The 21,975-nt window shown below is 71.7% G+C and carries 17 protein-coding genes; 8 read left to right on the top strand and 9 right to left on the bottom strand.

Features of this window, described 5'->3' with window-relative positions:
• The first annotated feature begins 41 nt into the window (after positions 1 to 41).
• A complete protein-coding gene (locus ACZ55A_RS09870) occupies positions 42 to 707 on the top strand; it encodes a PH domain-containing protein (protein WP_468836860.1) in 666 nt (221 codons plus the stop codon).
• Between the two features lie 69 nt (positions 708 to 776).
• Here the strand turns inward: ACZ55A_RS09870 and ACZ55A_RS09865 are convergent, their stop codons facing one another.
• The 3 genes from ACZ55A_RS09865 to ACZ55A_RS09855 all read right to left on the bottom strand — a co-directional run bounded on the left by ACZ55A_RS09865 (position 777) and on the right by ACZ55A_RS09855 (position 4,777).
• Positions 777 to 2,459 carry a phospho-sugar mutase gene (locus ACZ55A_RS09865; protein ID WP_468836858.1) on the bottom strand — a complete coding sequence of 561 codons (1,683 nt, stop codon included), beginning with the start codon at positions 2,457 to 2,459 and terminating at the stop codon, positions 777 to 779.
• A 583-nt stretch (positions 2,460 to 3,042) separates the two neighbouring features.
• Complete coding sequence (locus ACZ55A_RS09860) at positions 3,043 to 3,864, bottom strand: purine-nucleoside phosphorylase (RefSeq protein WP_468836854.1); 822 nt, start codon at positions 3,862 to 3,864, stop codon at positions 3,043 to 3,045.
• A gap of 475 nt (positions 3,865 to 4,339) precedes the next feature.
• The gene (locus ACZ55A_RS09855) at positions 4,340 to 4,777 is read right to left on the bottom strand and encodes a gamma-glutamylcyclotransferase family protein (RefSeq protein ID WP_468836850.1); all 438 of its coding nucleotides are present in this window, start codon (positions 4,775 to 4,777) and stop codon (positions 4,340 to 4,342) included.
• A 140-nt stretch (positions 4,778 to 4,917) separates the two neighbouring features.
• On the opposite strand from ACZ55A_RS09855, the gene ACZ55A_RS09850 reads away from it, so the two are divergent.
• Together ACZ55A_RS09850 and ACZ55A_RS09845 are read left to right on the top strand one after the other, a co-directional pair.
• A complete protein-coding gene (locus ACZ55A_RS09850; protein ID WP_468836848.1) occupies positions 4,918 to 6,363 on the top strand; it encodes an NAD(P)H-quinone dehydrogenase in 1,446 nt (481 codons plus the stop codon).
• A 356-nt stretch (positions 6,364 to 6,719) separates the two neighbouring features.
• Positions 6,720 to 7,670: a DeoR/GlpR family DNA-binding transcription regulator gene (locus ACZ55A_RS09845; RefSeq protein WP_468837900.1), complete on the top strand. Its 951-nt coding sequence runs from the start codon at positions 6,720 to 6,722 to the stop codon at positions 7,668 to 7,670.
• 94 nt (positions 7,671 to 7,764) lie between these two features.
• Here ACZ55A_RS09845 and ACZ55A_RS09840 read toward each other — a convergent pair whose 3' ends face one another.
• Positions 7,765 to 8,403 (bottom strand): TetR/AcrR family transcriptional regulator, encoded by a 639-nt coding sequence (locus ACZ55A_RS09840; RefSeq protein ID WP_468836846.1) that lies wholly within the window; start codon positions 8,401 to 8,403, stop codon positions 7,765 to 7,767.
• 348 nt (positions 8,404 to 8,751) lie between these two features.
• Here ACZ55A_RS09840 and ACZ55A_RS09835 point away from each other — a divergent pair, with 348 nt between their 5' ends.
• On the top strand, positions 8,752 to 9,936 hold the full coding sequence (locus ACZ55A_RS09835) for an alpha/beta hydrolase (RefSeq protein WP_468836844.1): 1,185 nt from the start codon (positions 8,752 to 8,754) through the stop codon (positions 9,934 to 9,936).
• 76 nt (positions 9,937 to 10,012) lie between these two features.
• Here the strand turns inward: ACZ55A_RS09835 and ACZ55A_RS09830 are convergent, their stop codons facing one another.
• Positions 10,013 to 11,782, bottom strand: coding sequence for an acetyl/propionyl/methylcrotonyl-CoA carboxylase subunit alpha (locus ACZ55A_RS09830; RefSeq protein ID WP_468836842.1), 1,770 nt, complete (start codon positions 11,780 to 11,782; stop codon positions 10,013 to 10,015).
• 434 nt (positions 11,783 to 12,216) lie between these two features.
• On the opposite strand from ACZ55A_RS09830, the gene ACZ55A_RS09825 reads away from it, so the two are divergent.
• From ACZ55A_RS09825 to ACZ55A_RS09810, 4 genes are all read left to right on the top strand, one after another.
• Positions 12,217 to 12,726, top strand: a complete 510-nt coding sequence (locus ACZ55A_RS09825; protein ID WP_468837898.1) for a hypothetical protein — start codon at positions 12,217 to 12,219, stop codon at positions 12,724 to 12,726.
• A gap of 140 nt (positions 12,727 to 12,866) precedes the next feature.
• A complete protein-coding gene (locus ACZ55A_RS09820; protein ID WP_468836839.1) occupies positions 12,867 to 13,814 on the top strand; it encodes a protein kinase family protein in 948 nt (315 codons plus the stop codon).
• A 7-nt stretch (positions 13,815 to 13,821) separates the two neighbouring features.
• Positions 13,822 to 16,047 (top strand): protein kinase domain-containing protein, encoded by a 2,226-nt coding sequence (locus ACZ55A_RS09815; RefSeq protein ID WP_468836837.1) that lies wholly within the window; start codon positions 13,822 to 13,824, stop codon positions 16,045 to 16,047.
• 53 nt (positions 16,048 to 16,100) lie between these two features.
• A complete protein-coding gene (locus tag ACZ55A_RS09810; protein WP_468836835.1) occupies positions 16,101 to 18,218 on the top strand; it encodes a protein kinase domain-containing protein in 2,118 nt (705 codons plus the stop codon).
• 61 nt (positions 18,219 to 18,279) lie between these two features.
• On the opposite strand, the gene ACZ55A_RS09805 is transcribed toward ACZ55A_RS09810, so the two are convergent.
• From ACZ55A_RS09805 to ACZ55A_RS09790, 4 genes are all read right to left on the bottom strand, one after another.
• Complete coding sequence (locus ACZ55A_RS09805) at positions 18,280 to 18,846, bottom strand: DJ-1/PfpI family protein (protein WP_468836833.1); 567 nt, start codon at positions 18,844 to 18,846, stop codon at positions 18,280 to 18,282.
• Between the two features lie 60 nt (positions 18,847 to 18,906).
• Positions 18,907 to 19,737, bottom strand: coding sequence for an MOSC domain-containing protein (locus tag ACZ55A_RS09800; RefSeq protein WP_468836831.1), 831 nt, complete (start codon positions 19,735 to 19,737; stop codon positions 18,907 to 18,909).
• 86 nt (positions 19,738 to 19,823) lie between these two features.
• A complete protein-coding gene (locus ACZ55A_RS09795) occupies positions 19,824 to 20,435 on the bottom strand; it encodes a nucleoside triphosphate pyrophosphatase (RefSeq protein WP_468836829.1) in 612 nt (203 codons plus the stop codon).
• Between the two features lie 43 nt (positions 20,436 to 20,478).
• Complete coding sequence (locus tag ACZ55A_RS09790; protein ID WP_468836827.1) at positions 20,479 to 21,963, bottom strand: peptidoglycan D,D-transpeptidase FtsI family protein; 1,485 nt, start codon at positions 21,961 to 21,963, stop codon at positions 20,479 to 20,481.
• Positions 21,964 to 21,975: the final 12 nt, after the last annotated feature.

Here is a 21,975-nt window from a genome sequence, read left to right as displayed (position 1 = left end):
CGCAATGTCCGGCATACGGACGGTCAGGCAGAATCGGCGACATGACGCGCCAGGAACGCACCACGCCGCCCCAACAGCAGGACGCCGAGCGCACCTACCGCTCACCCGCGGCCCTCGCCGGCGGCGTACTCCTCCTGCTGCTCGGAGCCTGGCTCGCCGTGGACGCACTCCTGCGCGGCGACGCAACCACCCGGCTGGCGACGGTCTTCGCCCTGCTGCTCGGTGTGCCCCTGGTGACCGCCTTCACCCTGCGGCCGCTCGTGCGGGCCGACCAGGACCGGCTGACGGTGCGCAACCCGTTCCGCACGATCACGCTGCCGTGGGGCACCGTGGAGGAGCTGCGGGCGTCGTTCTCCACCGAGGTGTTCACCGCCTCCGGCAAGTACCAGCTGTGGGCCATCCCCGTCTCACTGCGGCAGCGCAAGAAGGCCGGCCGGCAGGCCCTGCGCGGCACCGACCCGGCACGGCCCCGCTTCGGCCCGGACGCCGACGCCGGCCCGGTGCCGCGCGCCGCGGCCGACCAGGCCCTCGCCGAACTCCGCGAACTCAAGGAACGTGCGGCGCGGGACGGGAACGGCCGGCGGGAGAGCGTGGAGAGCGAGCAGAGTGAGGCTGCGCGGATCGCGCCGGTGGTGCGCTGGTCGTACGAGGTCATCGCACCGAGCGTGGTGGGCGCGATCGGCCTGGCGGTGTTGATCGCGCTCTGAGGGTGCCGATATGAGGCGCGGGGCCTCATGGGGAAACCACCCCACGAGACCCCGCTCCCCGAAAGCGCCTCAGATCCCGGCCGCCGCCGAAACATCCGCCTTGATCGCGGCCAGCGTCTCGGCCGCCTTCGCCCGGGCCCCGGGCAGCGCCCCGGCCGAGCCCACCGGCACCACGACCTCCAGATAGCACTTGAGCTTGGGCTCCGTGCCACTGGGGCGCACCACGACACGGGCGGCCTCGATACCGGCCTCCGCGGAACCGGAGAGGTAGTAACGCAGGCCGTCGGTCGGCGGCAGCGCCTCGGTGCCCCGGTTCAGATCGTCGGCTCGGGCCACGGCCAGGCCCGCCAGCGCGGCCGGCGGCTGCTCACGCAGCCTGCGCATCGCATCGGCGATCAGCGACAGGTCCTCGACGCGCACCGAGAGCTGGTCGGTCGCGTGCAGCCCGAACTCCACCGCGAGGTCGTCCAGCAGATCGCTGAGCGTGCGGCCGGCCTGCTTGAGCTCCGCCGCCAGCTCGGCGATCAGCAGGGCGGCGGTGATGCCGTCCTTGTCCCGTACGCCCTCCGGGTCGACGCAGTAACCCAGCGCCTCCTCGAAGGCGTACCGCAGCCCGTCCACCCGGGCCAGCCACTTGAAGCCGGTCAGCGTCTCCTCGTAGGGGAGCGAGGAGCCGGCGGCGATACGGGACATCAGCTGCGAGGACACGATCGTCGTGGCGAAGGTGCCGGACGCCCCCTTGCTGACGAGGTGGGCGGCGAGCAGCGCGCCGACCTCGTCGCCGCGCAGCATCCGCCAGCCCTCCGGGGTACCGGGGGCCGGGACGGCGACGGCGCAGCGGTCCGCGTCGGGGTCGTTGGCGATGACCAGGTCCACGTCGCCCGCGCCCTGCGCCCGCGCGGTGGCGAACGCGAGGTCCATCGCGCCCGGCTCCTCCGGGTTGGGGAAGGCGACCGTCGGGAAGTCCGGGTCGGGCTCGGCCTGTTCCGCGACGACCGTCGGGGCCGGGAAGCCGGCCCGGGCGAAGGCGGCGAGGAGGGTGCCCAGGCCCACGCCGTGCATGGGGGTGTAAACGACGTTCACGTCACGGGGGGTGCCGGAGGTCAGTACCGCATCCGTACGCGCCAGATAGGCCTCCAGGACGGCGTCGTCCAGGGTCTCCCAGCCGGACTCCGGGCGCGGTACGTCCGCCAGCGCGCGCACCGCGGCGATCTCGGCGGCGATCTCCCCGTCCGCGGGCGGCACGATCTGCGAGCCGTCGCCCAGATAGACCTTGTAGCCGTTGTCGCGCGGCGGGTTGTGGCTGGCGGTGACCTCGACACCGGCCACCGCGCCCAGATGCCTTATCGCAAAGGCCAGGACGGGGGTGGGCAGCGGACGCGGCAGCACCGCGGCACGCAGGCCCGCGCCGACCATCACGGCCGCCGTGTCCCGGGCGAAGTCGGCGCTCTTGTGGCGCGCGTCGTAACCGATGACGACCAGCCCGGAGCCCTCGCCCTTCGCCTTGAGATACGCGGCGAGGCCGGCCGCGGCCCGGATGACCACCGAGCGGTTCATCCGCATCGGACCCGCGCCCAGCTCCCCGCGCAGCCCGGCGGTGCCGAACTGGAGGGTGCCGGCAAACCGGGCGGCCAGCTCGTCGGTGTCCTGGGCTTCGATGAGCTTGGACAGCTCGTCCCGGGTCTCCGGGTCGGGGTCCTCGGCCAGCCATGCCTCGGCCCGGTTGATCAGCTCCGCGGGATCGGTAGCCACGTGATGCTCCTGCCTTCGGGTGCGTTGTGGGGTGACGTACGGGGTGGGCTACGGGGGCCGCCGGGCGCTCGCGCGGCGCACGCCCGGCTCGTACCCCTTACCCCGCGCGCGGGACGAACGACGCCAATCAGCCACCGGCCGGCCCGGCCCGCCGCCCGGCCTTGACGCCCTCTCCCATCTGGTCACAGACTGTAATCAGTAAGGAACCAATCACACTCAGTAATCGTTGCCGGATTAAGGAGGCGACGCGCAAGGCCCCGCCACGCCACGCAAGACCTCGAACGTCCCAGGCCTTCCCAGGCCGTTTCAGAACTTCCCACCCCCGGGAGCCGGGTAGCCCGGAACGAGGTGACCGTCCCGGTCGGCCTCCTGAGACCGAGGCCCCGGAGAGCACCTGAGGCCGAGGCCCTCCGGAGCGCCTGAGGTCGAGGCCCTCCGGAGCGCCTGAGGTCGAGGCCCCGGGGATCCAGGGCTTGGCGGCGGGCTCGGGTTGGCGTGGAGCTCGGCCCAGGGCTGAGCTCGGGTTGGGGCCGAGCCCGGGTCGGGGTTGGGCTCGGCTTGGCGTCGAGGTCTTGGAGGCCTGTCAGATCTTGCTGAGGACCTGGCCGAGGAGGGAGCCCATGTGGGTGGCCGAGTCGCGGCCGGCCTGAAGGACCTCTTCGTGGTTCAGCGGTTCGCCCGTCATGCCGGCGGCGAGGTTCGTCACCAGCGACAGGCCGAGCACCTCGGCGCCGGCCTCGCGAGCCGCGATGGCCTCGAGGACGGTGGACATGCCGACCAGGTCCGCACCCAGCGTGCGGATCATCTTGATCTCGGCCGGGGTCTCGTAGTGCGGGCCGGGGAACTGCGCGTAGACGCCCTCCTCCAGGCTCGGGTCGACCTCCTTGCACAGCGCGCGCAGCCGCGGCGAGTACAGGTCGGTCAGGTCGACGAAGTTCGCGCCGACGATCGGGGACGTGGCGGTGAGGTTGAGGTGGTCGCTGATGAGGACCGGCTGGCCGGGGCGCATGCCCTCGCGCAGGCCGCCGCAGCCGTTGGTGAGGACGATGGTCTTGCAGCCGGCCGCGACGGCGGTGCGGACGCCGTGTGCGACGGCGGCGACGCCGCGACCCTCGTAGTAGTGCGTGCGGCCGAGGAAGACCAGCGCCCGCTTCTCGCCGATCTGGTAGGAGCGGATCTTGCCGCCGTGTCCGGCGACCGCCGGCGCCGGGAAGCCGGGCAGCTCGGTGACGGGGAATTCGTGATCGGGCGCGCCCAGGGCCTCGGCGGCCGGGGCCCAGCCGGAGCCCATCACCAGGGCAACGTCGTGGGTCTCGGCGCCGGTGAGCTCGCGCAGGCGGGCGGCGGCGTCGGCGGCGGCGCCCTGCGGGTCGCGCGCGATGTCCGGGGTAACAGATGCGTTCACGCGGACGAGGGTAGCCGGTAATCCCCTACGCGCGTAGATGTCGCTGCTCACGGTCCTGGGATCGTTGTCTTGTGGGTTCCGCCAAATGGCCCCGTCGTGGGTGGTGGCCTCGTCATAGCCGGTGGCCCGTCATGGCTGTGGCCCGGTGCGGCTGGTGGCCCGGTCGAGCTGGTGGCTGCGGGACGGGCCGGGGCCTCCAATCGGCCGCCGGCGTGTCATGGGGCGCGTCACCGGACCCGCCAAGGGGTGCGTTACGGGACCCGCTAAGGGGCGCGTTACCGGATCAGTTATGGGGGGCCTTACGAGACCCGTCACGTGGCCGTCACGGAGCGTCCCGCCGTCGGTTCGGGCGCGGTGAGGTGGGGTGAAGCGAGAGGAGCCTGGGGCGGGCGCTCCGATGGGGAGCCGGTGGCCGACGGGTGTGGAGCCGGTGGCTGACGGGCGAGCGGGCGGTCCCTGGGGGCGCGCCACGCCTTCAGCAAGGCCGTTTGCGGAGTTCCATGACGTAGTCGTGGGGGGCGCCGGCGGATTCGGCGGCGTCGGCGATTTCGCCCAGGTAGCGGGCGGAGGGGAGGCCGCCCTCGTAGCCGTTGAGGACGTAGATCCAGGCGGTTTCGTCGCCTTCGAGGGTGTGGACGCGTACCCGCATCCGGCGGTAGATGCCCATGCCGACGCCCTCCCACCGGTCCATGGACTCCTCGTCCATGGGGGCGATGTCGTAGAGCGCGACGAAGAGCTGGGAGCCCGGGTCCTCGACGACTGTCGCCAGTGCGCCTTCCCAGCCCATCTGCTCGCCGCCGAAGGTCAGCCGCCAGCCGTTGAGCCAGCCCGTGCCGCGCAGCGGCGAGTGCGGTGCGCGGCGGGACATCAGCCGCGCGTCGAGGTTGCCGGCGTACGCGGCGTAGAGCGACATGGTTCCGAGGGTACGGGAGGTTGCCCTTCGGGCTCGTGGTACCGGAGGTTCGTACAACGGGGCAGCGTGGAGCATGCCCCGGGCGGCCCAAGGGGTGCAGTGTGCCCCCGGGCGAGAGGTGCGTACGGGCGTGCGGGACAATGGAGTACGTGACTCGGATCGTGATCATCGGTGGCGGACCCGGCGGATATGAAGCGGCCCTGGTGGCGGCCTCTCTCGGCGCGGAGGTGACCGTCGTCGACTGCGACGGTCTGGGCGGGGCGTCGGTGCTGACCGACTGCGTGCCGTCGAAGACTCTTATCGCCACGGCCGAGGTGATGACCACCTTCGATTCGTCGTACGAAGAGCTCGGCATCATCGTCGAGGACGACACTCCGTACAACGAGCGGCCGGCCCGGGTGGTGGGCGTTGACCTGGGGAAGGTCAATCGACGGGTCAAGCGGCTGGCACTCGCCCAGTCGCATGACATCACCGCTTCCGTGACCCGTGCCGGCGGCCGGGTCATGCGTGGTCGCGGCCGGCTGGAGCCGGGCCAGGCGCCGGACGGTTCGCGCAAGGTGACCGTTACCGCCGCCGACGGCACCTCCGAGGGCTTGATCGCGGACGCGGTGCTGATCGCGACCGGCGCGCACCCGCGCGAGATCCCGGACGCGCTCCCCGACGGTGAGCGGATCCTGAACTGGACGCAGGTCTACGACCTCGATGAGCTGCCCGAGGAGCTCATCGTGGTCGGTTCGGGTGTCACCGGTGCCGAGTTCGCGGGTGCCTATCAGGCGCTCGGGTCCCGCGTCACGCTTGTCTCGTCCCGTGACCGGGTGCTGCCGGGTGAGGACCCGGATGCCGCCGCGGTGCTGGAGGACGTGTTCCGGCGGCGTGGCATGAACGTGATGGCACGTTCGCGTGCGCAGTCCGCCAAACGGGTCGGTGACCGGGTCGAGGTGACCCTCGCCGACGGCCGGACGATCTCCGGTACGCACTGTCTGATGGCGGTCGGCTCGATCCCCAACACCGAGGGCATCGGGCTGGAGGGGGCCGGCGTCAAGCTCACGGAGTCCGGTCATGTCTGGACGGACAAGGTCTCCCGTACCAGCGCCCCGGGTGTGTACGCGGCCGGTGACTGCACGGGCGTGTTCGCGCTGGCGTCGGTCGCGGCGATGCAGGGCCGGATCGCGATGTACCACTTCCTCGGTGATGCGGTCACCCCGCTGAACCTCAAGACCGTCTCGGCGAACGTCTTCACCGACCCGGAGATCGCCACCGTCGGCTACTCGCAGGCCGATGTCGACAGCGGCCGGATCGACGCCCGGGCGGTGAAGCTGCCGCTGCTGCGCAATCCGCGCGCCAAGATGCAGGGCATCCGCGACGGCTTCGTCAAGCTGTTCTGCCGTCCCGGCACCGGGATCGTGGTCGGCGGTGTGGTGGTTTCCCCGCGCGCCAGTGAGCTGATCCACCCGATCTCGATCGCGGTCGACAACAATCTGACGGTCGAGCAGATCGCCAGCGCCTTCACGGTCTACCCGTCGCTGTCCGGTTCGATCGCCGAGGTCGCCCGGCAGCTGCACAGCCGTAAGACGGGCGCCGAGTAGCCGGGGAAACTTCCGGCGAACAGCCGATACCCGAGCGGCAAGGGCCGATTGAAATCTTTGTGCCCCCCGTGCGCTCTGGGGATGAAACGTCCCTGCGTGGTGTCCGTACGGGGCGGTGGCCGGTCGGTGCGGGCGGTTCGCCGGCGCGGTGGGTGTCAGGGGGGCTGACCAGGCAGCAAGCGGGCCGCGCCGCCCGGCAGTTCGACGGACGTACGACATATGCGCCGCGCATACCACGTCACGCTGTGCGGTGTGCACAACTTCCGTTAATTGGTGCAACCTGCTGAAAACAGACGGTCGTTGGCGTTACTGTCGGTTTCGTGTTCGCTGCAGAACGTCGCCAATTGATCCTTGAAATGGTGCGCGCCAACGGGGCGGTATCGCTCCGGGAGCTCGCCCGCGTCGTCCAGACCTCCGAAGTAACCGTACGGCGGGATGTGCGGGCGCTGGAGGCAGAAGGACTGCTCGACCGCCGGCACGGCGGTGCGGTCCTGCCGGGAGGCTTTACCCGGGAATCCGGGTTTCCACAGAAATCTCACCTAGCGACCGCGGAGAAGACGGCCATCGCCGATCTCGCGGCGGGCTTCGTCGAAGAGGGCGAGGCCATTGTCGTCGGCGCGGGTACCACCACCCAGGAGCTGGCCCGCCGGCTCGCCCGCGTCCCCGGTCTGACCGTCGTCACCAACTCCCTGCTGGTCGCGCAGGCGTTGGCCCATGCCAACCGCGTCGAGGTCGTGATGACCGGCGGGACCCTGCGCGGCTCCAACTATGCGCTGGTCGGCAGCGGTGCCGAACAGTCCCTCCAGGGGCTGCGGGTCTCCCGTGCCTTCCTGTCGGGCAGCGGGCTGACCGCCGAGCGCGGGCTGTCCACGTCCAACATGCTCTCCGCCAGCGTCGACCGGGCGCTCGTCCAGGCGGCGGGGGAGGTGGTGGTGCTCGCCGACCACACCAAGCTCGGCTCGGACACGATGTTCCAGACCGTGCCGACGGATGTGATCACCCGGCTGGTCACCGATGAGCCGCCGGGCCATGACGACCGCGCCGCCACGGAGCTCCAGGCGCTGGCCGACCAGGGCGTTCAGATCGCCGTGGCCAGTGGTTCCGGGGCCGCCCACGGGCCGGGGCAGCCGGGCCTGGACGGCGGGGGTGACCGTGGCAGGGGCCCGCGGCGGGATGTGCCGCTGCCGGGTCAGCGGCGCAGCCATGCGCCGGGTGGCGGGAGCGGGGCGCCACAGCTGCGCTCGGCCCCCTCGCTGAGCGAGGCGCCGGGCGGCCGGGTGGCCGACCTGGCTCCCCGGCGGCGCTGAGCGCGGCGGGGCGGCGCCGGACGGGCCTCATACGTGGGTCCGTACGGTACGGCCCTTGTCGCGCCCCGGGCGTGTCGGGCCTACCGGGTCCCGCTTACCGGGTCCCGCCCTTGAGGCCGCTCAGGGTGAGCGTCAGCAGCCGGTCGGCGAGCTTCGGGTCGTCCGGGGACTCCTCGACGGCCAGGGCGATGCCGTTGGTCAGCTGCATCAGATCGTTGATGCTCACATCGGGGCGTACCGCACCGGCCTGCTGGGCGCGGGCCAGCAGTGCGCCGCCGGCCTCCCGCATCGGCACGCTGCACCGCGCCATCCCCGAGGTCTCGTCCGCCGAGGCCGTCATCAGGGCGCGGGACAGTCCGCGGTAGGTGCTGGCGTGGGTGATGATCGCGCGCAGCCAGTCGACCAGTGCGGCGCACGGCTGCGGTGCGTCGGCCAACTCCTTGGCGTAGGCGAGCAGGGCGTCGACCTCGCCCTGGAAGACCGCGCCCATCAGGGCGGTGCGGTTGGGGAAGTGCCGGTAGAGGGTGCCGATGCCGACGCCGGCGCGGCGTGCGATGTCCTCCAGTGAGGTGTCCGTGCCGTGTTCGGTGAAGGCCGTACGGGCCTCGGTCAGCAGGCGTTCGTAGTTGCGGCGTGCGTCGGCCCGCATCGGGCGGACGTCCTGGTCCCGCGCCGGTGCGGTCGCCACCGGACCCCGCGCCGTCTGCCGCTGCCCTGCCGTCTCCGTCGCCATCGCCGTCCTCCCTCACCCCGGCCGTTGCGGCCCGGTGGCTCCAGGATGCCATTGCGCCCACGGCGGGTGTCTCGGTGCGGTACGCAACCATGAGCGGAGGAATCCTCCAGTTTTCCCGGGTACGGGGTCCGCCGTGCCGCCAGGTGGACGGCCGGCGGAGTGGGCGTGAAGCCCCGGCGTACCGCAGTGGTCGCGCGGCCGAACACCTGCGGTGCACCGCAACGCCACGCCGTCAAGAGCCATCAAACCAGGCGCAATGAGGTCTTCCGGGCTGTTCCGGAGGGCCGGGAAGACGCCGTGGCGCACCGCCGGGGAGCGGGGCGCGGCGCGGGACATCTGGGGAACGTCATGGGACTGACCAGCCGGTCGCTGTTGTACGCGATGGCCGCGGCCGCCGTGGTCTGCGTAGGCCTCACGCTCTGGCTGTGGCCGCGGTTCGCCGGGCGCGGGCCCCGGGCGCTGCTGGGGCGGCTCGGCTCGATCGTCGTCACCCAGCTGACCGTCGTGGCGGCCCTGGGTCTGGCGGTGAATGCCAATTTCCAGTTCTACGCCTCGTGGCACGAGCTGCTCGGCCTGTACGACGATGCGCCCGCCGCGGTCGGCAAATGGGGCGACGGGGGCACGGCCGGTCCGGTCGGCGACCCGTCGAAGGGCCTGGTGCAGACCTCGGGGCCGGACGGGCTGGACACGGTGCACGGTCTGCCGAAGGGGCCGCCGGAGCAGGCGGGCCGGGTGGAGTCCGTACGGATCGTCGGCAAGCGGACCCGGGCGGTGGACCCGGCGTATGTCTATCTGCCGCCGCAGTACTTCCAGCCGCAGTACGCCCGCCAGCGCTTTCCGGTCGTCGTGGCGCTGAGCGGCTACCCGGGCGGCACCTTTCTGCTGGCCCAGCATCTGCGGCTGCCGCAGACCGCCGCGCAGCTGGTCCGCTCCGGCCGGATGCAGCCGACCGTCATCGTCATGCTGCGGCCCACCATCGCGCCGCCGCGCGACACCCAGTGTGTCGATGTGCCCGGCGGGCCGCAGGCCGAGACCTTCTTCGCCCGCGATGTGCCGGACGCGCTGCGGTCGCACTACCGCGTCGGCCACGATCCGGGCGGCTGGGGCGTGATGGGTTACTCCTCGGGGGGCAGCTGCGCCCTTCAGCTGGCCATGCGGCACGACCGTACGTACTCCGTGGCGGCCGCCCTCTCACCCGACTACAAGGTCAGGAACGATCCGACGACCGGCAATCTGTTCGGTGACGGCCGCGACCGGGTCCGCCGCCGGCAGGAGCACGATCTGATGTGGCGTCTGAAGCATCTGCCCGCGCCGCAGGTGAGCGTGCTGGTGGGTACCAGCCGTACGGGTGAGAAGAACTATCCGGCGGCGAAGGCCTTCCTGGCCGCGGTCAGGCCGCCGATGAAGGCGGATTCGCTCGTCCTCGGGCATGGCAGCCACAACTTCGCCACCTGGCGGCGTGAGCTGCCCGCCGCGTTGCAGTGGATGGACAAGCAGCTGACGTTCCCGGAGGACGTGGTGGGGAACTCGTAGCGGACGGGGTGGAAACGCCCGAGGGGCTCCCGGCCTTCAGCAGGCCGGGAGCCCCTCGGGCGTCATACGGGTGCGGTCAGTCCTTGATCTCGCAGATCACCGCGCCGGAGGTGAGCGCCGCGCCGACGTCGGCGGTCAGGCCCTTGATGGTGCCCGAGCGGTGGGCGTTGATCGGCTGCTCCATCTTCATCGCCTCCAGGACGACGACCAGCTCACCCTCGGTGACCTGCTGGCCCTCCTCGACGGCGACCTTGACGATGGTGCCCTGCATCGGCGAGGCGAGCGCGTCGCCGGAGGCGGCGCTGCCGGCCTTCTTGGCGGCCTTGCGCTTGGGCTTGGCACCGCCGGCGACCGCGGCACGGGCCAGCGGCATGCCCAGCGAGGACGGCAGCGAGACCTCCAGGCGCTTGCCGCCGACCTCGACGACGACCGTCTCGCGGGTGTCGGCCTCGGCCTCGTCCGCGCCGGGCGCGGCGAACGGGGCGATCTCGTTGACGAACTCGGTCTCGATCCAGCGGGTGTGGACGGTGAAGGGGTCCGCGGAGCCGGTGAGTTCGGGGCCGAACGCCGGGTCCTGGACGACCGTGCGGTGGAAGGGGATGGCGGTGGCCATGCCCTCCACATGGAACTCCGCCAGCGCACGGGCGGCGCGCTGGAGCGCCTGCCGGCGGGTGGCGCCGGTGACGATCAGCTTGGCGAGCAGGGAGTCCCAGGCCGGGCCGATGACCGAGCCGGACTCGACGCCCGCGTCCAGGCGGACACCGGGGCCGGTCGGCGCGTCGAACCTGGTGACGGTGCCGGGGGCCGGGAGGAAGTTGCGGCCCGGGTCCTCACCGTTGATACGGAACTCGAAGGAGTGACCGCGCACCGCCGGGTCGTCGTAACCCAGCTCCTCGCCGTCGGCGATCCGGAACATCTCGCGGACCAGGTCGATACCGGTGACCTCTTCGGTGACCGGGTGCTCGACCTGGAGGCGGGTGTTGACCTCCAGGAAGGAGATGGTGCCGTCCTGGCCGACGAGGAATTCGCAGGTGCCGGCACCCTCGTAGCCGGCCTCCTTGAGGATGGCCTTGGACGCGCGGTAGAGCTCGGCGTTCTGTTCGTCCGTCAGGAACGGCGCCGGGGCCTCCTCCACCAGCTTCTGGTGGCGGCGCTGGAGCGAGCAGTCACGGGTGGAGACGACGACGACATTGCCGTGCTTGTCGGCGAGGCACTGGGTCTCGACGTGCCGCGGGCGGTCCAGGTAGCGCTCGACGAAGCACTCGCCGCGGCCGAAGGCGGCGACCGCCTCGCGCACCGCGGAGTCGTACAGCTCCGGCACCTCGTCGAGCGTACGGGCGACCTTCAGGCCGCGGCCGCCGCCGCCGAACGCCGCCTTGATCGCGATGGGCAGGCCGTGCTCCTTGGCGAACGCGACGACCTCCTCCGCACCGGAGACCGGGTCGGGCGTGCCGGCGACCAGCGGTGCACCGGCGCGCTGGGCGATGTGCCGCGCGGCGACCTTGTCGCCGAGGTCGCGGATGGCCTGCGGGGGCGGGCCGATCCAGATCAGCCCGGCGTCGAGGACGGCCTGCGCGAACTCGGCGTTCTCGGAGAGGAAGCCGTAGCCGGGGTGGATGGCGTCCGCGCCCGAATCGGCGGCGGCGGCCAGGACCTTGGCGATGTCCAGGTAACTGGTGGCAGGAGTGTCACCGCCCAAGGCGTATGCCTCGTCTGCCGCGCGTACGTGCAGAGCGTCCCGGTCGGGGTCGGCGTAGACGGCTACGCTGCCGATCCCCGCGTCCCGGCATGCACGGGCAACGCGAACAGCGATTTCGCCACGGTTGGCGATGAGCACCTTGCGCACGATGGGTCCTTCCTTGGCGCTTCGCCGCAACAATAGGGATGCGGCGATTTTAGGGACTGGCGACACCGCGTGCCGACCCGTTCCCTGGGGTGAGCTTGCCCACACGGAGTGTGCTCGGGGTGCCAGTGAGGGAGCTAAGTCCCCTGGTATCCCAGGGTAGGCCCGGATTCCGGGGCCCAGGCTCGGGACGCGGTGTGGCCTAGGTCTCGAACTTCTGACGTCCAGCGGATCGTCAATTCTTTGTGGAGTCCCTACGAATGGGCGAAGGAAACTTTGCTGGCGGCTCCGTCCTTGGGCGTAACGCGGGACTTCCGCTCGCGCTCCGCCCGTACCCACCCGTGCAGAACTCTTGCCCCAGCTATTACCCATTAGTAGCGTGCCCGATGTCTTCTGTACTCGCGGTAGCGGACGCTTCCGGATGCGCGGTGACAGGTCTGACCGCGGTGAGCGGCAAACGGCAGAAGTGGGTGGACGGCGTGGCGCGACGACCGGTGGCCTTGGCCGCGGCAGTGTTCCTGATCCTGGAGGCGGCCGGGATCGTGTGGCTCAACTGGGTGCTGAGCATCGTGGTGGACCGGCAGCAGATGTCGCTGGCGGGTCTGGAGCCGGGCGCGATGTCCACGGGCTCCGTGATAGCCGGTGTCCTCTTCGGCCTCTATCTCCTCTTCTGTGCCGTCCTCCTCATCCGCACCGCGCTGCGCGACCGTGCCCCGGCCGGTGTTGCCCGGATCGTCCTCATCAGCGCCGCGGTGGTGCACGGCCTGGTGGGTGCCTTCTCCGTCGGCCTGGTCGGCTGGCTGGCGTTCCTCGCGATGATGGCCGTGCTGGGGATGCTGGTGCTGACGCTGGTGGCGTACGGGGAGGGCCGTCCGCAGCAGGACGGGGAGGGCGGCGCGGGGGGTACCCCGAACGGCCCGCAGCCGGCCGCGCCGGGCGCGGTGTGAACCGCCGCCCGCAACCGGCGGCCGGGGGCTGAACTCCCCGCACCGCGGCCCGGTTCGACTCTCCTCGAATCCCCTCGGAGGCCCGCGACACGCCCGGGTAGGCTCGGTGCGCTTGTGTCGTCGGACGGGGGATGGTGCGCATGCAGGCGGCAGTTGCGGATGCCGGGGGACCGGCGCGGACCGGGGCGCCGGGCTCGATAGGCCCGTACGCGGTACTGAGCCGGCTGGACGGTGAGGGGTCCGGCATCCCCGTACCGGAGCGGCGGTTCATCGGGCGCAGCGCGGACGGGGACCGTACGGTCCTGATCGGCGTGCCGCTGCCGGGCGCCGACCCGGCGAGGTTCCTGGCCGAGGCGGAGGCCTCGCGCTATCTGCTCGGCCCGTGGTCGGCACCGGCCGCCGAACTCTCCGCGCCCGGCGAGGCCCCCTGGCACGCCCGCCCCTACCTCCCGGTGATCCCGCTGCCCGACGCGCTCTCCCTGTACGGCGGGCCGCTGCCCGAGCGCACCGTGCGGGCCCTCGGTGCGGCCCTCGTGGAGACGCTGATCATCGGGCACGGGCAGGGCCTCACCCACGCCGGTGTGTCGCCGGCGGCCGTCCTGCTGGCGGCGGACGGGCCCCGGCTCAGCTGCTTCGGGGCGGTCCGGGCCGCGGCCGAGGACGGCACCGTGCGTTCCGGGCTGCCGGGCCTGGAGTCCGGCAGCCTGCCGCCGGAGCAGGCGAACGGCGGGCATCCGCACCCGATGGGCGACGTTTATGCGCTCGGCGCGACGCTCGCCTACGCCGCCACCGGGTACACCGTGCCCGAACGGGAGGAGCTGCCGGCCGCCTTGCGGACCGTCATCACCGGCTGTCTGTCCCGCGATCCGGCCGCCCGGCCGCGCCCCGCCGAACTCCTCGACGCGCTCAGCCCGCTCCCCGGCCACCCCGCCACGGCCCTCGACGCCACCGGCAACCCCGCCGGACGCGCCGCCGCCGGGCTCGGCCCCGGCTGGCTGCCCGGCCGGATCGTCGCGGCCCTGGCCCGCCAGTCGGCCGGCCTGCTCGCCGCGTCCCTTCCCTCTTCGCCCGCCCCACGCCAGGACTGAAGCCGCCATGCCTTCGCCTCTCATCCACGACGACCCGCCCGGCCTCGGTCCCTACCGCCTGATCGCCCGGCTGGGCAGCGGCGGTATGGGCACCGTCTACCTCGCCCGCTCCCCGGGCGGGCGGACGCTGGCGCTCAAGACCATGCACGCCCGGATCGCCACCGAGACCGCCTTCCGTACCCGCTTCCGGCTGGAGGCGGACGCCGCCCGGGTCATCGGCGGCCGCTACGGCGCCCAGGTCGTCGAGGCCGATCCGCTCGCCGAAACGCCCTGGATCGCCACCGAATACGTACTCGGCCCGCCGCTCGACGACGCGGTCGAGCTGGCCGGCCCGCTGCCCGAGGCGACGGTGCGCGCCCTGGGGGCGGCGCTGTGCGGGGCGCTGGGCCAGCTGCATCGGTCGGACGTCGTACACCGCGACCTCAAACCGTCGAACATCATGGTCACCGCGTACGGCCCGAAGGTCATCGACTTCGGTATCGCCCGCGCCCTCGGCGACGACCGGCTGACCCATACCGGTGCCGCGGTCGGCACCCCGGCGTTCATGTCGCCGGAGCAGGCCACCGGGCAGGAACACACCCCCGCCGGGGACGTCTTCGCGCTCGCCGGCGTCCTGGTCTTCGCCGCCACCGGCCGCGGCCCCTTCGGCGACGGCCGGCCCGCGGACCTCCTCTACCGGGTCCGCTACGCCGAACCGGACCTCACCGGTGTGCCCGCCGCCCTCGTCCCGGTCCTGACCCGCTGCCTGGCCAAGGACCCTGCCGGGCGCCCGACGACCACCGAGCTCGCCGCCCAACTGCACGACGGGTCAGGGGAGTTCGCCGACCATCTGCCGGATGCGGTGCTCGCGGAGATCGGCCGGCGGGCGAGCGAGGTCTGGCAGGCCCTCCCCCAGCGGCTGCCCGCCCCGCCCGACCAGCCGGCGACCGTACCGTCCGCCGACACTCCGCCCACGAGGGGCCTCTCCCGCCGGGGGCTGCTGATGGCGGGCGCGGGGTCGGTACTGGGCGTGGCCGGTGCCGGGGCCGGGGTGTGGGCCTGGCTGGGGAGCGGCGAGCCCGCCGGTCCCGCCACCGGCCCGGGGTACACCAAGCCCAAGCCGGGGCCGAGCGTCAGCGCGCTGAAGAAGAAGAAGCTGGACTCGGTGTGGCAGATCCAGTCCGGCGGCATGTATGACGACGAGTCGCCCGATGCCCCTTTGGTGATCGATGACATGGCCCTTCTGCTGGGCCATACGCAGCTGTACCGCATCGACCCGGCGTCCGGTGCCGTCAGGTGGACATCCGATATCGACGGCACCTGGCAGGTCGCCTCGGACGGCAAGCACGTCTACAAGAACGTGAGAGTCGCGCATTACGACGGCAACAGCTCCCTTCCCCGCACCGTCTCGCGGTTCCTCGCCCGCGTCGACCTCACCACGGGCAAAGCCGGCAAGCACCTCGCCGAGGTGACGGACTCCCACTACGGCGGCATCAACAGCCAGTTGCTGGCCGTCGCCGGCGACACCGCCTATCTGGCGATCTCGCTGGGGAAGGTCAAGATGTACCAGCGGCAGCTCCCCTGGGCCGTGACCGCCGTGGACCTCACGACGGGGGGCCGCCGGTGGACCGAGCAGCTGCCGTTCCGGTCGCAGAAGTCCGACCAGTGGCACTTCCTCGCCGCCAAGGTCGTCGGCAACCGTCTGCTGCTGCTCCAGGAGACGAACGACGGCACGGTCCGTATCGTCGCCCGCGACACCCGGACCGGGAAGGTCGCCTGGGACAAGCCCTGGGACGTCAAGCCGGCCGCCGCACGCCAACCGCTCACGGCCGACCGGACGCACCTCTACCTGGGTACCGGTCGACTGCGGGCGCTGCGGCTGAGCGACGGCGGACAGGCGTGGGAGTCGGCGGCGGGAACGAGCTACGGCCTGCCGGTCCTCAAGGACGGTGTGGTGTACGCGGTGGAGAAGGGCCGCGGCCTCGTCGGGACCGACGCCGGCAGCGGGAAGCCGCGCTGGACGGAGAAGGGCGGCGACGGCGCGCAGACGTCCCTCACGTCCCGCCCCGTCATCGGCACCCAGTACGCGTACACGTACCACGAGGGCGAGGGGGCACTGCGGGCGATCGGCCTGGCCTCGCGCACCACGGACCGTCTCTACAAGGCCAACGGTGACCACTTCACCGCGCAGCAGCAGAGCAAGATGATCATCGCGTTGGGGGAGCACTTCCTCGCCGGTTTCCCCCTCCAGTAGCCCCGCGGACCGACCCGCTCCCGCCCCACCGACCTCCGCAGAAAGCCACCACCATGAAACCCCTCGGCACCGGCGACCCCCTCCGCCTCGGCCCCTACCGCCTGCTCGGTGTGCTCGGTGAAGGCGGTATGGGCAAGGTCTACGTCGGCCAGGACGCCGAAGGCACCGTCGCCGCGGTCAAGGTGCTCCGGCCCGAGCTCACCGACGAGGCGAACCTCGCCCAGCGCTTCGTCCGCGAGGCACAGGCGGCAACGGCCGTGACCAGCAAGGGCGTGGCCCGTGTGCTGGGCACGGACACCGAGGGCGGCCGGCCGTGGATCGCCACCGAGTTCCTGGCCGGCCCCACCCTCGACGAGGCCGTCGGGTCGTACGGCCCCTTCGACGAACCGGCGGTGCGCGCCCTCGCGGCATCGATCGCCCGGACCCTGGCGGACATCCACGCCAGCGGGCTGATCCACCGCGACCTCAAGCCCCCGAACATCGTCCTGACCTCGAGCGGACCGCGCGTCATCGACTTCGGCATCGCCCGCCCCGAGCACGGCCTGACCCTCACCACCACCGGGCAGGTCCCGGTCACCCCCGGCTACGGCGCGCCCGAACAGGTCCTGGGCCGCCGGGTCGCCGCCCCCGCCGACGTCTTCTCCCTCGGCGCCGTTCTGGTGTACGCGGCCACGGGCCGGCGCGCCTATGACGCCTCACACATCGCCGCCCTCCAGTACAAGGTCGTCCACGACGAGCCCGACCTGGACGGCATCCCGGACGCGCTGCGGCACCTCATCGCACCCACTCTCGCCAAGGACCCGGCGGCCCGGCCCACACCCGCCCAGATCGCCGCGGCCTTCGCCCCGCCCAAGGGCGCCGGACGCACCTGGCGGCGCGGCCCGGTGGCGCAGGCGATCAAGGAGCGGGAGAGCGGCCTCCATGAACTGACCACGCTGACCGCCGGCGAGGCCTCCCCGCAGGTCCCGCGGCGCCGGCTGCTCACCGGCCTGGCGGCGGGCGGTGTGGTACTCGCCGCGGGCGGCGGCGCGGCGGCCGCATGGTGGCCACGTGCACCGCAGCAGCAACCCAAGAAGCCGGTCGATCCCTTCGCCTTCCCGCCCGCCGTCAAGACCCCCATGGCTCACGTACTGAACGCCGACGACGGTGACTTCGTCGTCGGCGAGTCGCCGAAGGAGCTCTGGGGCCCGCTCGATGTCCTCGCCGATGACACCCCCGCGCCCCTGCCCGTACGGGACGTCATCGTCTTCGGCGCGCGCGACGGCGGCATAGCCGCCCACAACGTCGTGGACGGCAAACGCCGTTGGGCCGCCCGCAACATCAAGGCGACCGGCCGCTACCTCTCCCTCTCGGACCGCCTGATAGCCGCCGTCGACGCCAAGGGAACCCTGCGCACCTTCGTCCCCTCGACCGGCGAGCCGCGATGGACCGCCGACGCCGAGGCCGAGCAGCTGCTGGCCGCGGACGACGAGGCGGTGTACCTGGTGACCAAGGACCACCGGCTGCGCGCGGTCGGGCGGTCCGATGGGAAGGTCCGCTGGACGGCGCCGATCGACGCCCCCTTCCGCACCAAGCTCAACCCGCCCGGCGTCACGGCCCACGGCCGCCTGGTCCTGGGCACCCTGGACGGCAACGTCCTCGCCGTGGACACCGCCAACGGCCGCCGCATATGGGATCTGCGCCACCAGTCCGACTCCTTCGTACGGCCTGCCTGCTACGGCTCCACCGTCTACCTCAACGGCAAGTCGATGACGGCCCGCAAGATCACCGACGGCAAGGAGCTGTGGACGGTCACGCAGCGCAGTCTGACGAACGAGTCCGGAACGAAGTGGAGTCCGGTGACCGCCACCGCTGACGCCTTGTACGTCACGGTTCAGGCGTACCTCGACTCGGAATCCACTTACCCCGACAAGCGGAAGCCCAGCGACGGCAGCAAGGTCTTTCAGCTCAGGGCGTCATCCAACCTCCACACACCCGTGGTTCTCCAGGGACAAGGCCTCTGGACGATCCGAGGCGATGCGTTCTACGAAGTCGGCGCGGTGGATGCGGCGCACGGCTATCCGATCTGGACGTACAAACTGCCCGAGGCCGAGCGCCAGTGGCTGGTCGCCGACGGCAACCGCGTCTTCGTCATGAACGACAGCGCGCTCTACGCCTTGCCGGTGTTCTGAAAGACCGGTGTTCTGAAGGAAGGGGCCCGGCCGAGTCGGCCGGGCCCGGGGCGTCCGCCGCTCAGCCCTTCACCGGCGCATGCTCCCGCAAGACCTCCATGAACGCGCGCATCCAGTCCGGGTGGTCGTTCCAGGCGCGGGCGGAGACGACCTTGCCGTCGACCACGGCCGAGTCGTCGACGAAGGTGCCGCCGCCCATCTCCACGTCCGGGGCGCAGGCCGGGTAGGCGGCGGTGCGGCGGCCCTTGAGGAGGCCGAGGGGGGCCAGGGTGAGGGCGGCGTGGCAGATGTGGGCGACGGGTTTGTCGGCGTCGAAGAAGTGGGTGACGATGCGGCGGAAGTCGGCGTCGTTGCGCAGGTATTCGGGGGCGCGGCCGCCGGGGAGCACCAGGCCCGCGTAGTCGGCCGGGTCGACCTCGGACAGGGCGAGGTCGGACGGCCAGGAGTGGCCCTGGCGTTCGACGTAGGTGTCGAAGTTGTCGACGAAGTCGTGGACGACGAACTGGAGCTTCTTACGGGACGGGGCCGCGATCCGGGGCTCGTAGCCCTCTTCCAGCAGCCGCTGGTAGGGGTAGAAGAACTCCAGGTCCTCGGTGGCGTCGCCGGCGATGAGCAGGATCTTGGGCATGCTGCGCGCTCCTCGTGGTGGCATCAACCGGGCCGATCGGGTCGACCGGGCCGTATGGGATCAATCGGTTCCCCATGCCGTGACGTTGAATGCGTCGCCCACCGCCAGCTTTCCGGTTTCGAGGACGGAGAATTTCGAGCCGAACGCCACGCCGCCCTCGGGCACCCGCCGGTAGGAGGCGAGGGTGCGCAGCGGTTCGGGGCCCGTCTTGGCTCCGGTGCGCTGGTCGACGAGGGTGACGGCGCAGCGGACGGCGAGCTTGGCGAAGCCCAGTTCGGCGCCGCCGACGGTGATCCGCCGCGCCCGGTCCTCGGTCTGCGGCTCGTCCCAGCCGTCCACGACGATGTTGGGGCGGAAGCGCTCCATCGGGACGGGGGTGGCTCCGGCGGCGGTGATCCGGGCGTTGAGGTCGTCGAGGGAGGCCCGGGAGAGGACGTGTACGGGGCTGCTGTCGGCGAAGCCGGAGGTGCCGGGGGTCAGGCCGTCGGTGACCCGGTCGTGCTCGGGCGGTACGCGGACGAGCCGGCTGGGCGCGCCGAGCACCTCGGAGAGCCAGCCGGCCGCCGCCTCGCCCTGGTCGACGGCGCGGTACGGGGTGCCGAACATCTCGACGTCCGAGCGGGCCGGCGTCCCGAGCCCCGCGGTGATGGCGAACCGCAGTGGCTCAACTCCCGGGGCGGACAGGGTGAGTTGGCTGCCTTCGGGGCTGACCTCGGGGCGTACCACGGCCAGGGCGGGGTCCCTGCGCTGGCTGCGGAAGACGCCGTCCGTGCCGACGACCATGAAGCTGCGGTCGTGCGCGAGCCCGGCGCGGGTGAGCTCGGCCTCGGTCAGCGGGGTACCGGCACAGCCCTTGACGGGGTAGCTGATCAGTTCGATGACGGTAGCCATGCGCGCAGCCTAGGCGGCGGTCGGCCGCCGGGCCCGGGAAATACCGCGCTGTGCTCCGCGCCGGCGCTGCCGGTGCGCGCCGGAGCTCAGGTCCACAGGTCGGTGATCGCCACGTCCAGGTCGGCCAGCAGGCGGCGCAGCAGCGGCAGGGACAGGCCGATGACATTGCCGTGGTCGCCGTCGATGCCGTCGATGAAGGGGGCGGAGCGGCCGTCGAGGGTGAAGGCGCCGGCGACGAAGAGCGGTTCGCCGCTCTCGACGTAGGCGGCGATCTCGGCGTCGGTGGGCTCGCCGAAGCGGACCGTGGTCGAGGCGGTGGCGGAGGCCCGGCGGCCGTCGCGGGTGTCGATGACGCAGTGGCCGGTCTGGAGGACGCCGGAGCGGCCGCGCATCGACTTCCAGCGGGCGGTGGCGTCCTCGGCGTCGGCCGGCTTGCCGAGGGCCCGGCCGTCCAGCTCCAGGACCGAGTCGCAGCCGACGACCAGCGCGTCGTGGGCCTCCGGGCGGGCGGCGACGGCGGCGGCCTTCGCCTCGGCCAGTATGCGGGCCAGCTCACCGGGCGTCTCGGCGCTCAGCGCGTCCTCGTCGACGCCGCTGACGATCACCTCGGGCGCCAGCCCGGCCTGGCGCAGCAGGGCCAGCCGGGCGGGGGACTGGGAGGCGAGGACGAGACGGCGGGGGCGGGGATCTTCGGTCATGCCCGCCATCGTACGGAGCCGTGGGCGGCGGGCGGCGTCCGGACTACTTGTTGAGGACCGCCTCCATGACCTTCTTGGCGATCGGGCCGCCGAGCTTGCCGCCGGCGATGTCGGAGCGGGCCATGTCGATGTTCTTGGGGTCGATGAAGACCGCGACCGCCACCGGGGAGGAGCCGTCGTTCTGCTTGGCGTAGGAGACGAACCAGGCGTAGGGGCGCTCGTCGTTGACGTTCACACCGTGCTGGGCGGTACCGGTCTTGCCGCCCACGGTCATCCCGTCGATCTTGGCCGTCTTCGCGGTGCCCTCCGAGACGGTGTACTCCATCATCTCCTGCACCTTCTTCGCGGTGCTCTCGGAGACGGCCTGGGACATCATCTTCGGCTCGAACTTCTGGACCGTGGACAGGTCGGGGCCCCGCAGCTCGTCGACGAGGTGCGGCATCATCAGCTTGCCGTCGTTGGCGAACGCCGCGGCCACCATCGCCATCTGCATCGGCGTGCTGGTCAGGTCGCCCTGGCCCATACCGGTCATCGCGGTCTGCGGCTTGTCGAGCTTTTCGGGGTAGAGGCTCTTGGAAGCCAGCAGGTCCCCGAACTCCTTGTCGTAGACCTGGGAGTTGAAGCCGAACTTCTCGGCGGTCTCGCGCATCTTGTCCTTGCCGACCTTGAGCGCGGTGTCCAGGAAGACGTTGTTGCAGGACCACTGCATACCGGTCTTGAGGGAGGCCTTGTCGCAGGGGGCGCCGACCACGTCGTTGGGGACCTTGTGCGTGCTCTGCGGCAGCTGGTACGGGGCCGGGGCGTTGGTGGGGGTGTTGATATCGCTGATCACGCCGTGTTCCAGGGCCGCCGCCGCGGTGAGGATCTTGAAGGTGGAGCCCGGGGCGTAGGTCTCGCGCAGCGCCCGGTTGCTCAGCGGCTTGCTCTTCTCGTCGTCCAGCGCCTTGAACTTCTTGCCCTCGGTGTTCGAGATGCCGGCGAAGCCCGACGGGTCGTAGGAGGGGGTGGAGGCGAGGGCGAGGACCTTGCCGTTGCGCGGGTCGAGGGCGACCACCGCGCCGTTGGCGTTGAGGTCGGTCAGCCCCTTGTAGGCGGCCTTCTGCGCCTTGGGGTCGATGGTGGTGATCACATCGCCGCCGCGCGGCTTCTCACCGGTCAGGATGGACTGGGCGCGTTTGAAGGCGAGCCGGTCGTCCTTGCCGGAGAGCAGCTTGTTGTAGATGCCTTCCAGGAACGTGGTGCCCTGGGCCTGTGAGGCGAAGCCGGTGACCGGCGCGTACATCGGGCCGTCCTTGTACGTCCGCTTGTACTTGAAGTCGCCGGAGGTCGCCACGGAGCCGGTGACCGGCTTGCCGCCGACGATGATGTTGCCGCGGGGGTAGGAGAACGCCTCGATCTTGACCCGGCGGTTGTTGGGGTCGTTCGCGAGTTCGTCGCTCTGGACGAACTGCACCCAGGTCACCCGGGCCAGCAGGGCCAGTACCAGCACCCCGCAGAAGACGGCTATATGCCTCAGCGGCCGGTTCATCGCTCTCCCACT

It is taken from the genome of Streptomyces sp. NPDC034111 (assembly GCF_055575375.1).
The sequence above is the reverse complement of the archived record's forward strand: the minus strand, read 5'-3'. Positions and strand labels throughout refer to the sequence as shown.

Excerpts from the sequence above, each read along its gene's own strand:
- ACZ55A_RS09815 (WP_468836837.1), top strand. The coding sequence starts at position 13,822 with ATGCCTTCGCCTCTCATCCACGACGACCCGCCCGGCCTCGGTCCCTAC.
- ACZ55A_RS09805 (WP_468836833.1), bottom strand. The coding sequence starts at position 18,846 with ATGCCCAAGATCCTGCTCATCGCCGGCGACGCCACCGAGGACCTGGAG.
- ACZ55A_RS09820 (WP_468836839.1), top strand. The coding sequence starts at position 12,867 with ATGCAGGCGGCAGTTGCGGATGCCGGGGGACCGGCGCGGACCGGGGCG.
- ACZ55A_RS09800 (WP_468836831.1), bottom strand. The coding sequence starts at position 19,737 with ATGGCTACCGTCATCGAACTGATCAGCTACCCCGTCAAGGGCTGTGCC.
- ACZ55A_RS09840 (WP_468836846.1), bottom strand. The coding sequence starts at position 8,403 with ATGGCGACGGAGACGGCAGGGCAGCGGCAGACGGCGCGGGGTCCGGTG.
- ACZ55A_RS09810 (WP_468836835.1), top strand. The coding sequence starts at position 16,101 with ATGAAACCCCTCGGCACCGGCGACCCCCTCCGCCTCGGCCCCTACCGC.
- ACZ55A_RS09855 (WP_468836850.1), bottom strand. The coding sequence starts at position 4,777 with ATGTCGCTCTACGCCGCGTACGCCGGCAACCTCGACGCGCGGCTGATG.
- ACZ55A_RS09795 (WP_468836829.1), bottom strand. The coding sequence starts at position 20,435 with ATGACCGAAGATCCCCGCCCCCGCCGTCTCGTCCTCGCCTCCCAGTCC.
- ACZ55A_RS09835 (WP_468836844.1), top strand. The coding sequence starts at position 8,752 with ATGGGACTGACCAGCCGGTCGCTGTTGTACGCGATGGCCGCGGCCGCC.
- ACZ55A_RS09850 (WP_468836848.1), top strand. The coding sequence starts at position 4,918 with ATGGAGTACGTGACTCGGATCGTGATCATCGGTGGCGGACCCGGCGGA.
- ACZ55A_RS09845 (WP_468837900.1), top strand. The coding sequence starts at position 6,720 with ATGGTGCGCGCCAACGGGGCGGTATCGCTCCGGGAGCTCGCCCGCGTC.
- ACZ55A_RS09870 (WP_468836860.1), top strand. The coding sequence starts at position 42 with ATGACGCGCCAGGAACGCACCACGCCGCCCCAACAGCAGGACGCCGAG.
- ACZ55A_RS09790 (WP_468836827.1), bottom strand. The coding sequence starts at position 21,963 with ATGAACCGGCCGCTGAGGCATATAGCCGTCTTCTGCGGGGTGCTGGTA.